Source organism: Paenibacillus sp. sgz302191, assembly GCF_057749925.1.
The window spans coordinates 214,026-228,517 of the sequence record NZ_JBYLHY010000007.1; the positions used below are offsets into that span (position 1 = coordinate 214,026).

Annotated in this window: 7 protein-coding genes and 1 tRNA gene; 4 read left to right on the forward strand and 4 right to left on the reverse strand. The window is 55.1% G+C overall.

Annotated features, from left to right (window positions below; all coding sequences use genetic code 11):
• Nucleotides 1-252 precede the first annotated feature (252 nt).
• The 3 genes from AC3G2T_RS12740 to gluQRS all read left to right on the forward strand — a co-directional run bounded on the left by AC3G2T_RS12740 (nucleotide 253) and on the right by gluQRS (nucleotide 1,821).
• Nucleotides 253-354: a YjcZ family sporulation protein gene (locus tag AC3G2T_RS12740; protein ID WP_474682916.1), complete on the forward strand. Its 102-nt coding sequence runs from the start codon at nucleotides 253-255 to the stop codon at nucleotides 352-354.
• A gap of 338 nt (nucleotides 355-692) precedes the next feature.
• A tRNA-Asp gene (locus tag AC3G2T_RS12745) sits at nucleotides 693-769 on the forward strand.
• An 86-nt stretch (nucleotides 770-855) separates the two neighbouring features.
• On the forward strand, nucleotides 856-1,821 hold the full coding sequence (gluQRS, locus tag AC3G2T_RS12750; protein ID WP_488435681.1) for a tRNA glutamyl-Q(34) synthetase GluQRS: 966 nt from the start codon (nucleotides 856-858) through the stop codon (nucleotides 1,819-1,821).
• Here gluQRS and AC3G2T_RS12755 read toward each other — a convergent pair.
• Complete coding sequence (locus tag AC3G2T_RS12755; RefSeq protein WP_488435682.1) at nucleotides 1,818-2,984, reverse strand: MFS transporter; 1,167 nt, start codon at nucleotides 2,982-2,984, stop codon at nucleotides 1,818-1,820. The genes gluQRS and AC3G2T_RS12755 overlap by 4 nt on opposite strands.
• 134 nt (nucleotides 2,985-3,118) lie before the next feature.
• A complete protein-coding gene (locus AC3G2T_RS12760) occupies nucleotides 3,119-4,117 on the reverse strand; it encodes a helix-turn-helix transcriptional regulator (protein WP_488435683.1) in 999 nt (332 codons plus the stop codon).
• A gap of 512 nt (nucleotides 4,118-4,629) precedes the next feature.
• On the opposite strand from AC3G2T_RS12760, the gene AC3G2T_RS12765 reads away from it, so the two are divergent.
• A complete protein-coding gene (locus AC3G2T_RS12765; protein ID WP_488435684.1) occupies nucleotides 4,630-5,829 on the forward strand; it encodes an MFS transporter in 1,200 nt (399 codons plus the stop codon).
• Nucleotides 5,830-5,833: 4 nt separating this feature from the next.
• Here the strand turns inward: AC3G2T_RS12765 and AC3G2T_RS12770 are convergent, their stop codons facing one another.
• Nucleotides 5,834-7,309 (reverse strand): amidase family protein, encoded by a 1,476-nt coding sequence (locus AC3G2T_RS12770; RefSeq protein ID WP_488435685.1) that lies wholly within the window; start codon nucleotides 7,307-7,309, stop codon nucleotides 5,834-5,836.
• Between the two features lie 174 nt (nucleotides 7,310-7,483).
• Entirely contained in the window at nucleotides 7,484-14,476 is a 6,993-nt protein-coding gene (locus AC3G2T_RS12775) for a cadherin-like beta sandwich domain-containing protein (protein ID WP_488435686.1), read from the reverse strand.
• Between the last annotated feature and the right edge of the window lie 16 nt (nucleotides 14,477-14,492).

Sequence of the window (14,492 nt, forward strand, 5' to 3'; positions counted from 1 at the left end):
TCACTTTTTGCCGGCTTATTTTGGCGAGCAAGATGATTCCTCAAGGCATCGCTTCCGGCCTCCGCTATCCGGCAGACCGGATGCCCGATTGGGAGCAGCAATAGGAGTTGAAACGCCGTACCGTTACCCCGCCCCGCAACAAAAATAATCGCCCATTCCGACGTCTACGGGACATTCGTCCAAACAATATAGTACATGAACCCGTATAATATGGCGTAATTACAACTTTGCTTTAATAAGGAGGAGACCGCTATGGGCGCAAGTTGTGCAGGTTATGGTATGAGTACGAGTACGGCTGCAATCCTGGTTCTGTTTATTCTCTTGGTTATCATCTCTGTAACTTTTGCATGGTAATTCGCTAACCGGGAAAAAAGGCTTCGGGTCGATCCCGCAAGCCTTTTTCTTCTTTTCACCCCGCCGCAACAGGGATCATGATCGTGAATTCAAGGTTGTTATCGTAAGGATCGCCCGCCCGCCATCGGGTACACTTCAAAATGCATAAGGTCCCCGCCGGCCCCGGACAAACCTTGCTGTTCCATCCAAATCAGTGACAGCACCGGCATCCGCCAATCCAATCACAGCACACTCGAAAACACGTGAAAAATTAGCTCGGCAAAGGTGCTTGGCAGATCGGTTATATTCATGTAAAATGTAATTTGTATCCGCATACAAGACTGGACAAACTATTGTGTGGAGCCGTGGTGTAGAGGCCTAACATGCCTGCCTGTCACGCAGGAGACCGCGGGTTCGAATCCCGTCGGCTCCGCCAAATTTTAACATTCAACCTAAACTTGAAAAACACCGAGCAGAGTGACGCCTCTGCTCTTTTTTGTATTCGTCGAGGAGCGTGAGATTATGACCCGTCGAGGACGGTTCGCACCAACTCCATCCGGACTGCTTCACATCGGCAATGCCTTCACCGCTCTCGCCGCCTGGCTGCAAATACGCCAAGCCGGCGGCGAGTTCGTGCTGCGCGTCGAAGACATCGACAAAGCCCGTTCGCGCCGCGCCTACGCCGAGCAGCTGCAGCTGGATCTGATGTGGCTTGGCATCGATTGGGACGAAGGCCCGCTCGTCGGCGGCCCCTGCGCGCCGTACGAGCAAAGCCGCCGCGAGCGGCTTTACGAAGAGGCGCTGGACCGGCTGCAGCAGGCCGGGCGGCTGTACCCGTGCTTTTGCAGCCGGAGCGAGCTGGCGCAAATCGGCAGCGCGCCCCATGGGCTTGCGTCCGAAGGCGCCGGCTACCCCGGCACGTGCCGCACGCTCTCGGCCGAGGAGCGGCAGGCCCGGGCAGCGAAAAAAACGCCGGCCCTCCGCTTCATCATGCCGTCGCATGCGCTGCCGTTCCATGACGCGCTGGCCGGCCCGCAAGCCTGCCCAGGGGAAGCGTCGGGCGACTTCGTCGTCAAGCGCGCCGACGGCATGTTCAGCTACCAGCTCGCCGTCACGGTCGACGATGCCGCCATGGGCATCACCGACGTGCTGCGCGGAGCCGACCTGCTGGACTCGACGCCAAGGCAGCTGGCGCTCTACGAGGCGCTCGGGCTCAAGGCGCCGGACTTCGCCCACGTTCCGCTGCTGGTCGATGCAAGCGGCCGGCGGCTGGCCAAGCGCGACGGCGCGCTTACGGTTGCGGCGCTGCGCGAGGCGGGGACAGCGCCCGGACGGCTGTTGGGCGCGCTGGCCCATCTCGCCGGGTGGATAGACCGGCCTGAGCCCGTAACGGCTCAGGAGCTGATTCCGGCCTTCGGACCTGTCCGGCCGGCTAACGGCGCGCTCATCGTCAGCGAGCCGTTCAGGCGCTTGCTCGGGGCGGATTAAACTGCTGCATGCGCCCGCTTCGTTTTTGCCGCGACGAAAGGAATAAACAATGCAACCAGACAAATACACAAAACATACGGAAGATACGTTTGGAATGAATAGAGGACGGTTCCTGCAATAGGGCCGACGAATGAACCGACTCCTTGCACAGCGGCCGCAAAAGACGCTACGCCGGACTGCTCGTGTTCGCTTACGGCAAGCGATGCCGCAGCGGTATAGCCGGGCAAGGTGAATCCGATGCCGATGCCGAAAACCGCAAAAGCAGCCGCATAATAAGAAGGCGCGGCCATAAACCAAAAGAAGCCAAGCGCCAGGGCGCATAGTCCGATTTTCAACATCGTGACGGGCTTCCATTTCAGGAAACGGGTGTTCAACACTTGCACAGCCACGACAATTACTCCGGCGATCGTCAAGGCGAGGCCGATCATTCTGGCCGCCCCTTGAGCGGAAGCGGCAAGCCGGTCCTGCATGTAAAAGCCTGCGGTCACCTGCAAAATGACCATCACGACGGACAAAGTCAATCCGATGCCGATATACAAGCGGATGCGGTAATCCCATGGGGACAGCTTGGCCGCTTTCTCCTGTACGGAGACGGTTTGCCGGCCCGGAATCCGAATCCCGAACAAAAGGATGACTGCCGCCAATAACACGCCCGAGACGTACATGGGAGCGGTGAGGCCAACGGATGCCAAAGCGGCTCCCATCGCCGGCCCGAGCACAAATCCAAGGCCGTTGGCCGCTCCGAACAGAGCCATCCCGTTCGCCCGGTTTTCCGCGGACGTCCAGTCCATCAAATAACCTTGCGCCATAGCCGGAATCGCCCCGAAGAAAAATCCGGCGACCGCACGCAGCGCCAAAAAAATCCAGTAAAGGTGCCCCGCACTTGCGGAAGCCGTATCGGCGATATAGGCAAACGCGACAAGCGTAACCGCGTAACCGGCCAACGCCGAGATCATGATCCGTTTTCTGCCGGCCCGCGCCCATCTGACCCATACAAAGCTGCCGACAATCCAGCAGATCCCGGTGATCGTAACCAAACTGCCGGACTGGATTTCCGTCAATCCGAGGCTCCTCGCAAGCGGCCCGAGAATCGGGTTAAAGGTCGCGATGGAAATCATGGCGGCAAGAACTGTAACAAAAATGACGATAAAATGATTTTTCATGCTTATTCTCCTTTTCGGTCTAACCTGCAGGTCAACAGCTTTTTATTTGATAATGATTATCACTCGTCGGCAGTTTTTTCGCTACCTGTGGAGGAAGTTTTTTTCCCTGCAAAAGGAGCCATGAAAAACCCCCTTCAAACATGGGTTGAAAGGGGTTGGTTAATCGTTTTCAAATATTCGCCGGGATTGCAGCCGTACTGCTTGCGAAAAGCGGTTGTAAAATTGCTGATATTGCTGTACCCAAGAGAAACCGCAGTTTCCCCGACATTCATCCGCTCCGTCTCCATCAGCCAAAGCGCCTTTTGCATCCGCTCCCGGCGGACAAGCTCGAAAACCGTCATACCGAACAATGTGCGGAAACCTTTTTTCAGCTTGAATTCGTTGATCCCCGCCCGGTTAGCCAGTTCCTTGATCGATAACGGCGTTTCCAGATTGTTTAAAACGCACTCCCTGGCCGCATTCAGCTTGTCGATATCGTCGGGCCGCAATACGAAATTCCGGCTTGCCGAAGCTTGCTCCTCCTGCTGGAAAAATAGCGCGATAAGCTCCATCGCCTTGCTTTCCATATACAGCCGCTTCATCGGCCCCTGATAGGCGCATTGCATGATGTCAATGACGCATCTTTGAATGGCCGGAGAGTTCGGATAGCGGTCGATGCTCCCTTGATGACGCTGCAGCAGCGTTCCAATGCGGGACATATCCGCCGCATCGCCGGCATAGCGGAACAGCTCGTCGGGGCGCAGACGCACTTCCAGCGTCCGGTTGCGGATTCCCGCTTTCTTTTCCATATAAATTCCGACATCTTCCAAACAACATACGTTACCCGTCCGTTGACCGATATGCCTTGTACGGCCGTTCCATTCGCAGTAAATTTCGCCGCTCAAACAATAGTTCAACTCGAATATCCGGCAGCCTTCCTGAACGCGCAGCTTCAAATCCTGCTCAAAGGTGAGGTCGGAAACGACGATTTCCATACCGGAGCGGATCCGCATCCGGGTGACGGTCCCTTTGCCGAGACGATCCGGCAGCGAAAGCTGCTGTTCCCAGCCCCTGCTATGAACATCTCCGTTTACGTGCTCCGTAAACCGGTCAAAATAATCGTGAATATCGGCAATCAGGAGATCCGCAGCCAAAAAAACTACCTTCTTTCCCCAATATATAAATGAGAATAGTTATCATTTTGCTCATTGTACTTAATTTTTCCGTACAGTTCAAATTCATTTGTCGGATGACAAGAATTTGTACCGATAAATGACAAGAATATGTTCCGTTTGCTCCCTGGGTTCCACGGCGCATCCTGTCTAGTCTTCTCTTCTCCGCGGTAATCGGAACATAGTGTTGACACACAGAATTGACAAGAATGGATCTTATTCGGACTATATTCTTGACACTCGACATCATTTCGTACAAAATCGCTGCAATTGTCAAAAAAAACGCATCCGACTAACGCGGGATAAACGCGAAGCGCTTGGTCGAAGGCGCGCGAACGAAGCTGAGAAAACCTTTTTATAGAAAAAATCTATTAGACAACTGGCAGAAACGAATGGTAAATTTAGGACTATATCACACTTAATTGATGTGATTTATATGAATTATTAATAAACCGGGTGCACAGTGCGGCTAACAAACGAAAGGCGGCGGCAGCATGGAGCTTTACTGGAAACGCAATCTTTATATGCTATGGCTGGGCATGTTTTTCAACCACATAGCGTATACATTGTCGGTGCCCTTTTTCCCTATTTTTTTGCAAAACGATTTGGGGATTCAGAGCGGCTTGGAAGCTTGGTCCGGCGTTTCCATTTCGATCAGCTTTTTGATCAGCGGATTGTGCGCGCCTTTTTGGGGATCGCTCGCCGATAAATACGGCAGTAAGCCTATGCTTATCCGCTCGGGGATAGGCTTGGGCCTGGCGCATCTTGCCAATTTTTTCGTGTACGATCCTTACACGTTTATTTTTGTGCGCATTTTTCAAGGGTTTATGGCGGGCTTTAGCCCCGCTTCCGTCGCTTTGGTCGGTACGAATACACCGGAAAAGCATGTCGGCTACGCGCTGGGCGTCATCTCGACGTCGACGGCTGCGGGAGGCATTATCGGTCCGCTTGCGGGAGGGGTGCTGAGCCATTGGATGGGGCTGCGGGAATGCTTCATCGCTTCCGGGCTTATTACGCTAGTATCCGCGCTCATCGTTCTGGCAGGCGTAAAAGAGGTGCACGAGAAGCAAAGCGGGGCCCGTCCGAGCGTGCTCGACGATCTTAGACAAGCCGCCGGCAACGCGAGATTGATGCGGATATATGGGCTTATTTTGCTCGTCTCGACTTCGGTTTTGATTTTGGAGCCGCTGCTCACGATCTACGTGGTGCAAATCGGCGGCAGCATCAGCAGCGCTTCGCTCAGCTCGGGCATCGTTTTCTCGGCGGTCGGCATCGCTACGGTCATTATGGGCCCCCGCTGGGGGAGAATCGGCGAAAAAATCGGCTACGCCAAGACGCTCTTCATCGGGCTGATAGGCGGCGGCATCGGCAATCTGCTGCAGCTCTTCGTTCATCAGCTTGTCGGCTTCGGCATCCTTCGCTTCTGCTACGGATTGCTGTTCGCAGCCGTTTATCCGTCCATGAATGCGCTGATCGTAAAATATTCGGGCCCCGACTTCCGCGGCAGGGCCGTCAGCTTGAGCCAATCGGCGAACCAGTTCGGCATCGTGGTCGGCCCGCTGCTCGGCGGCTTTCTCGGCGGATGGATCGGCATTCAATTCGTCTTCCTGCTCACAGGCCTGTCGCTCCTCGGAGCCGCCTGGACCCTTAAAGCAATCGGCTCCAAGCAAGCCGACCGGACGCTGGCCGGATAACGGCCTAACCCAGACGGGGCGGATACCGGTGGCGCGTGGCTTGTTCGAAACCGTATGCAATTTTGATCAGCACAGGTTCACTGAATGCTTTTCCCGAGAAGACTACGCCAAAAGGGCCTTTCGTGGAATCGCCGTCCGGGTCAATAACTCCATTCGCCGAATAGCCTGCCGGAACGGTGATCAAAGGATACCCCAACCGTGCAGCGATATACATGCCGTCGACATCCCCAGGCAGCATCAAAGCGTCCAAACCGTATGCATCTATGGCATAATCAATTCCTTGTTTCAAAGGCAGTTCCATGTACGCTTGTTTCTTTTGCAAATAGGTTTGCTCCGTCAATGCCGTCGCTTCCGCTGCGGTCAGCGTGTCTTGCCCGTATCGGAGAGCTGTCTCCGCGTTTTTTTCATTGAATGCAATCAATTCTTTCAAAGAGTGAACCGGCACGGAATCAGCCAATTGCGATAAGTACTCGTTCAGCCCCTTCTTGAATTCGTACATGATGACTTCGTTGTTCCAGCTTTGCTGTTCGACGTGAAGCACGACCGGGTCGACAATCGCAGCGCCTTCTTGTTTCAAAACGGCAATGGCGGCTTCCATAATCGCAAGCCTTTCCTCGTCCAAATGCTCATAATAATGCCTCGGAATGCCGATTCTCGCATGGCGCAAAAAGTGCGCATCCAAAAACGGCGTATAATCGGAAAAGGAACCGTTCTCACCCGCCAAGGTTGCGTGATCTTTGCCGTCGGCTCCAGTCAACGTGCCCAAAATCACAACCGCATCCGAAACCGTCCTCGCAATCGGCCCCGGAGTATCCTGGCTGCCGGAAATAGGGATAATGCCGGTTCGGCTCACTAATCCGACGGTAGGCTTGATTCCTACGACAAAATGTTGGCTCGCAGGGCCGACGATGGACCCCGCCGTTTCCGTTCCGATCGCTGCCGCTCCCAAATTGGCGGCTACTGCGGCGGCAGATCCCGAACTGGACCCGCTGACGAAAATTTTCCCCAGGCCATATGGATTCAGCACAAACCCGCCCCGCGAGCTGTACCCCGCCGGCATCGCGCTTGACATGAAATTGGACCATTCCGTCATATTCGTTTTCCCGAGAAAAACGGCGCCTGCCGCGCGGAGCTTTGAGGCGACGAACGAATCCGCCGCAGCGAAGGATTCGGCTAGCGCTATCGAGCCGGCGCTCGTATGCATATTATCGTGCGTGTCTATATTATCCTTTAATAAAATGGGAATCCCGTGCAGCATCCCCCGGCTTCCTTGTTCTTTGCGTTCCCGGTCCAAAGCCCGTGCTGTTTGCAAAGCATCCGGATTGATTTCCAAAATGGAATTAATCGCCAAATCATACCGGTTAATTCGCTCCAAATACACCTGTACGAGCTCTTCCGATGTTACGGAACCCGCTTCCATCGCCGCCTGCATACTCGCAATATCTGCTTCTATGATCCATTCCTGCAGCTTTATACTCAATTGACAGCCTCCTGATTTTTGGAAAAATATGCTAGCCACTTAACCTTACCACACTTGTTTCGCGGGCAGGAATGGAGAGTTTGGTTATAGTTAAAGTTAAGCCGAACAAAAAAAGGCTGTCCTCCAGGCCTTTGTAGACCTAAAGGACAACCTCTTGAGCTTCATACTCCCGCTCTATTCCGGAATGGCAATCGCATTGCTGCTGCCATCTTCGTAGCGCGTATTGCTGAAAGATGCGGAGGCGGATTCTACGTCCAGCCAGAACCAATCTTTTTTCGCAACATCCTTCCAGTTTGCTGTGCCGAGCTCAGGCGTCGGGCGTTTCAGCAGCGTATTTATCGCTTTTACCGCTTCCGCCCGCGTCAATGGCCGATCCGGCCGGAACGAGCCGTCTTCATAACCGGCGACCAATCCGGCAGCTTTCGCCGCTTGGATATAGCCGGCCGCCCAGTGGCCTTGCGTGTCCGTGAATGACAGCGCGCCGCCAGCCGCCTCAAGCTTGTTCAGCCTCGTGATAATCACGGCGAGCTCCGCTCTCGTTATCGGCGCGTCGGGCTTGAACGATCCGTCCGGGTAGCCGCCCAGCAAGCCTGCGCCTTGCGCCTGACTAATGGCTTTTGCCGCCCAGTGCGTGTCCGGCACATCGCGGAATTGCTGCACGCCGGTTGGCTGCTTCGGCAGGGTTACGGCTTTTACAAGAATGCTAGCCGCTTCCGCGCGGGTGATCGACTGATTCGGTTTAAAAGTTCCATCCGGATATCCGTCAATCCATCTCGTATAGGAAACAGTATCGACGGCTTTTTTCTGAATCTCGACGATGCTGAAAGTACTGAATTTGGTGATGACAATTTCAATACCGACCGGATTCCTTTGTGCGTCGTATTGAATAGCGCCACGCTGCAGCTCCTTCTGTCCGTCGCTGTGCTCAATATACACGCCAAGAGAAGATAACAATTCGTTTCTTTTCTTCGGGTCCGACGGGATTTCAATTCCTTGTAACGAGAAGGTCAGTTTCGCCTCCTGGTTGGTCAGGTTCGCTTCAACGGTCATCGGCGTTCCATGAAGAACGACTTTCCCGCTTCCCGCCGCTTTCGTTACGAGCTGCGCAGTCAGCACCCGATTCTCGGCTTCCTTCTTAGCGGCTTCCGTGCGAATCGGAACAAAACGGACATTTAAATCTTCATTTGATTGCAGCGCCTTTGCAACCGCATTTTGGGGAAGCGCAATTTGCACTTCATCCGTCTCGATGCTGAGCGACAAACCGTTTCCGTCCAAAGCTTTCAACGTGTCCCCGGAAATATTGACGTTAAACTCGTCGTGCCCGTCAGGAATTTGCGAGATAATGAGTTTGAACTTCTTCTGCTTGCTTGCCGTGGCATCTTCGATTGCCTGTTTGACAATATCAGGCGCTAATACAATCTTGTCGATAATCCTGCCATCCGGTGTACGTTCCCGCTGCACCTCGACCTGCAAGGTCGCTCCATTTTCCCCAAAAGACAAGCTGACTTTCACAGGAGCTTCGGCAGGAATCGAACCCGATCCGGAGCCTGATCCGGAACTGGCCGGCTGCTGCTGTCTGGTTACGTTCACGGTATAAGTCTGCGGCTGTCCGCCATAATTCGGAGTCACAACAATCTGAATGCTGTTGCTGCCCACAGCCAAATTGATCGGCTGGCCGGCAACGCCTGCAAGTGCTGGGACCCCGTTAATGGTGACGGTCGCTCTTGGATCATACACGGAGGCAGTCACCGTTGTAGAATTGACTTCGTAAGGAACGGTTCCCGAATAAGTCAAAGTTTCCAAATTGAATGGCGGCGTTAAATTCACTCCGCTCAGGCTCAATCCGGTAAGCTCCGCACTGCCGAAGCGCGTAATTTTCAATTCATAAATTTGCTTCGACAAATCCTGAGAAATCACTTTAACAGGTATCGAATTCGGTCCTTCATTCAGAGCAATTGTAATGGGCTGTCCGTTCGATGGTTGACCGTTAATTTCCAACCGCGTCGTTGGATCGTATACAACGCCTGTAACTGTCGCCGTGTACACCGCATTCGTTACACTTGTCGTATACACGTCGGTGGCGGTACCGCTCGGCTGAATCTCCTCGACATGTCCGCCTAAAGCAATTTGCAGCTTCACGCTCTTATTCGAGGAAGGGCTGCGCGTTACAGCGATCGAGTACGTATTCGTCGTGCCGTCCTGGGCCGTGACGACTACCGTAATCGCGTTGCTGCCTCCTACGTTCAGCGGCACGTTAACGGCGCTGCCTGACGATGCAGGCGTTCCGTTGACGGTTAGCGTAGCTGTGCTGTCAGCCGCCGCTGCCGTCACATTCACGCTCGCTGCGCTGTTGTCGACGGCCGCCGTATATGTGAGCGTGCCCGGTGCAAAGACGGGAGCAAGCGTTCCGGCGCTGAGCGTCAGCGCACCCAAGCTCGCGTTGTTCGATACGCGCGTCACTTTCAGCGAGTACGTCTGCTGCGTTCCGTCCTCGGCCGTGACGAGCACCTTGATCGTGTTGCTGCCTACGTTCAACGGAACACTGACAGTATTGTCTGCCGCCGGCGCGTTTCCATTCACCGTAAACGTTGCCTTATTATCCGCCGCCGTTGCGGTAACAACTATGCTCGTTACGCCGCTTCCCACGGTGGCCGTGTACGCTGTCGTGTCCGAATCAAAATCCGGCGATAGCTTTCCGGCGCTGAGCGTCAAATCGCTCAATTTCGCGATGCTGGACAATCTTGTCACCGTCAACGTGTACGACTTTTTCGTCGTTCCGTCCTGTGCCGTGACCTCAACCGTGATCGTGTTGCTTCCCACGTTCAACGGTACATTGACGGCGCTGCCTGGCACCGGTGTTGTTCCATTGACCGTTATCACAGCTGTGCTGTCCGCTGCCGTTGGGGTCACATCCACAGTCGTTGTGCCGTTGCCGACGGTTGCCGTGTACGCTACCGCGCCCGGGTCAAAATCCGGCGCTAGCTTTCCGGCGCTGAGCGTCAGCAATCTCAAGCTCGCGTTATTCGATACGCGCGTTACATTTAACGTATACGTCTGCTTCGTTCCGTCCTCGGCCGTAACCTCAACCTTAATCGTGTTGATTCCTACGTTCAACGGCACTGTCGCGGTATTGCCTGTCACCGGTGCGTTTCCGTTCACCGTGAACGACGCCTTGTTGTCCGCCACCGTCGCGGTCACATCCACGCTCGCCGCGCTGTTGCCAACTGTTGCCGTGTACGCCGTCGTGGCCGATGTAAAAACCGGATCAAGCGTGCCCGTACTTAGCGTCAACCCGCTCAAACTCGCGTCATTGGACAATCTTGTCACCGTCAACGTATATGTTTTTTTCGTCGCTCCGTCCTGCGCCGTGACCTCCAACTTGATCGTGTTGATTCCCACGTTCAGCGGCACATTGACGGCGCTGCCCGACGAAGCTGTCGTTCCGTTCACGGTTAGCGTTGCTGCACTGTGCGCAGCTTTTGGTGTCACTTCTATGCTCGTTACCCCGCTTCCCACAGTCGCCGTGTACGCTATCACGCTCGGGTCAAAAGCCGGCGATAGTGTTCCGGCGCTTAACGTCAACAAGCTCAAATCGGCGTTGTTCGATACTCGCGTCACGCTCACTTCGTACTGCTGCGTCGAACCGTCCTCGGCCGTGACAACGACCGTGATCGTATTGACGCCTACGTTCAGCGGCACATTAACGACTCCGCTCTGCGGTACGTTTCCGTTCACCGTAACCGTCGCTTTACTGTCTGCTACCGTTGCAGTCACATCCACGCTCGCTGTTCCGTTGCCGACGGTTGCCGTGTAAACTGTCGTGCCCGATGCAAAAACCGGCGTCAGCGTTCCGGCACTGAGCGTCAAACCGCTTAATTTCGCGTTGCTGGACTTATTTCGCGTCACGGTCAGCGTGTACGTCTGCTGCGTCACACCATCCTCGGCGGTGACAACCACTGTGATCGTATTGATTCCTACGTTCAGCGGTACATTGACGGCACTGCCCGACCCTGCTGTCGTTCCATTCACAGTTAATGTCGCAGCACTATGTGCAACCGTCGAGGTCACGTCTATACCGGTCACATCGTTGTTAACAGTTGCCGTGTACGCAAACGTCCCCGATGCAAAAATCGGCGTCAACGTGCCGGCGCTTATCGACAACACGTTCAGGTTCGCATTGTTCGACACGCGCTTCACTGTCAGCGTGTATGTCTGCTGCGTCGTGCCGTCCTCGGCCGTGACAACGACCGTGATCGTATTGATTCCCACATTCAGCGGCACTGTCACTGCATCGCCCGACAATGCGGTGCTTCCATTCACCTTAAGCGTCGCTTTGTTGTCAGCCGCCTGAGCCGTCACATCGATGCTTGCCATGCCGTTGCCCACGACCGCCGTATAAGCAAACGTGCCTAATGCAAAGGGTGGTGTTAAGGCGCCCGAACTTACGCTCAGCCCGCTTAAATTCGCGTTGTTTGATAATCTGGTCACGGTCAGCGTGTACGTCTGCTGCGTCGTGCCGTCCTCGGCGGTGACAACGACCGTGATCGTATTGCTTCCTACGTTCAGCGGCACGTTAAAGGCGCTGCCCGACGATGCCGTAGATCCGTTCACAGTTAGCGTCGCTGCATTGTGCGCAACCGTCGGCGTTACGCCTATGCTCGTTACGCCGCTTCCCACGGTCGCCGTATACGCAAACGTCCCCGAGTCAAAGCCCGGCGTCAACGTGCCGGCGCTTATCGCCAATGCGTTCAAGTTCGCATTGTTCGATACGCGCTTCACCGTCAGCGTGTATGTCTGCTTCGTCGTGCCGTCCTCGGCCGTAACCTCAACCGTGATCGTGTTGATTCCCACATTCAACGGCACTGCCACCGCATCGCCCGACAATGCGGCGCTTCCATTCACCGTAAGCGTCGCTTTGCTGTCCGCCGCCTGAGGCGTCACATTGATACTTGCAGTGCCGTTGCTCACGACCGCCGTATAGGCAAACGTACCCGATGCAAAAACCGGCGTCAACGCGCCCGAACTTACGCTCAGCCCGCTCAAATTCGCGTTGTTCGATATTCTGGTCACCGTCAGCGTGTATGTCTTTTTCGTCGTGCCGTCCTCTGCCGTGACCTCAACATCGATCGTGTTGACTCCTATGTTCAGGGGCACGTTAACGGCGCTGCCCGACGATGCCGCAGATCCCTTCACCTTAATCGTTGCCGTATTATCCGCTACCGTCGGAGTCACGTCTACGCTCGTTACGCCGCTTCCCACGGTCGCCGTATACGCGAGCGTCCCCGAGCCAAAGCCCGGCGTCAACGTGCCGGCACTTATTGCCAACGCGTTCAGGTTCGCGTTAGTGGACTGAGCCGCACGGGTTACGGTTATCGTGTACGCCTTTTGCGTGGAGCCGTCTTCCGCGGTTGCGTTGACCGTAATGACGTTGCTTCCTACATTTAGCGTCACGGCTCCACTGGCTTGACCGCTGCTTACCGCAACATTGTTTACTTTAACGGTCGCATGAGATTCGTTCACAGTTGGAGTTACCTTTACCGAACCGACCGCATAAGGAACATCTGCCGTATAGGCAAGCGTCCCGGAAGCAAAAGGTTCCTTTAACGACGCATTCGATAAAGCCAGTCCGCTCAGGCTTGCATCGCTGCTCTGCACCGTCGTATTGTGGGTGCCTGTATCGTTGCTGAAGTCGAGATTGCCGCCTCCGGCTACTTGCACAGTGCTTGTCACCGTACGCGGCGCATTTGCCGCGACATTGACAGTCACATCGATGACAGGATAGCTTGCTCCGCTGCTCAGCGCATCTGAACGGGTACACGTCAACGTTCCGACCTGGCAAGTCCAGCCGGTTCCGGCAATGCTTGCAGCCGTCAGACCCGTCGGCAGCGTAACCGTCGCCGTAACCGTGCCGTTCGTTTTGGCTTTTCCCGTATTGGATACGGTAACCGAATAATGGGCCCCGGTCTTGCCTTGAGAAAATACTCCGTTCGGAGCGATCGCAATCTGCAGATCCGTTCCATCCGGATTGGCAGCGACGTCCCCAGGCGTATTTCCGCTAATGGTTGTATTGGTCACAACCGGGGCCTGGCTCGCATTGACAAATATGCCGCCTCCACGCGTCGCGGTGTTGCCGGTTACCGTCGAATCCGTCAGCGATACGGAACCTGCATAAAAGTCGAGTACCAGCCCGCCACCGTCCCCGCCTGCAGTATTGCCCGACAATGTCGTGTTCGTAATGACGGCCGGAGTTCCCAAAAACAGCCCTCCGGCCCGGCCGCCGAAGCCGCCGGAACTTATCGCTTTGTTGCCCGTTATCGTGCTGGAACTTATCGTGACGTTCCGCAAAGACGACGTGGCCGATACGAACGAAATCCCTCCGCCGGAGCCGTACGCAACGTTATTTTGCACCGTAACGTTGGTCAGGTTCACGCTCATGTCGCCTTCCAGATAAATGCCGCCGCCCTGGGAACTATAGCTGGCCGAGCTCACTTCGCCCGCCGTGTTACCTGTAAACACAACGCCCGTCAGCTGCACCTTGCCCGCCGGCAAGCCCGAAACGAACAGACCGCCACCGTGCCCTCCGGCCGAAGCGATATTGTCCTGGATAACGGAATTGCTGATGGTCAGCGTCTTGGTCCCGACGTCCCCGGCGATTCCGCCGCCTCCGTACCCGTCAACGTCGGGAGCTTTGCCGTAACGAATGGTCAAGCCTTGTATAGTCACGTTATACCCTATCGAGTCAAGAGTCGGATTAAATTCGAGCACCCGGTTCGACGCCGTCAAAGCGCTGTTTGTGCTTGCCTGAATAATCGTATCCAACGGATTATTGGAAGTACCGGTAAGCGTAATATCGCTCGTAATTTGCAGTTGGCCCAATGTCAGCGTATATGTACCTGGCGGAATTTGAATTTGATTTGCGCCGCCAAGAGCATTCGCTTCCATGATCGCCGCCCTTAGAGAACACTTTCCGCCGTAGTCCACGCACGCATTATCCCCGGGACTGGCGTCCACAGTATCCGCTGTTGTCGTTACCGTAAATGCCGCCGCATGCGCCGAACCGCTAAACCCCAGCAGCGCGCCTGCCGCAAGCAAAATCCCGAACAAGGCGACTTTGACATATGTATGCCTTAAAAAAGAACGCCCGTATCCTTCCTCTTCATAGATCACTTCCCCATGCTCCTCT

Bases quoted from the DNA above. Each gene is read 5' to 3' on its own strand.
- AC3G2T_RS12765 (WP_488435684.1), top strand. From the start codon at position 4,630: ATGGAGCTTTACTGGAAACGCAATCTTTATATGCTATGGCTGGGCATG.
- gluQRS (WP_488435681.1), top strand. From the start codon at position 856: ATGACCCGTCGAGGACGGTTCGCACCAACTCCATCCGGACTGCTTCAC.
- AC3G2T_RS12740 (WP_474682916.1), top strand. From the start codon at position 253: ATGGGCGCAAGTTGTGCAGGTTATGGTATGAGTACGAGTACGGCTGCA.
- AC3G2T_RS12755 (WP_488435682.1), bottom strand. From the start codon at position 2,984: ATGAAAAATCATTTTATCGTCATTTTTGTTACAGTTCTTGCCGCCATG.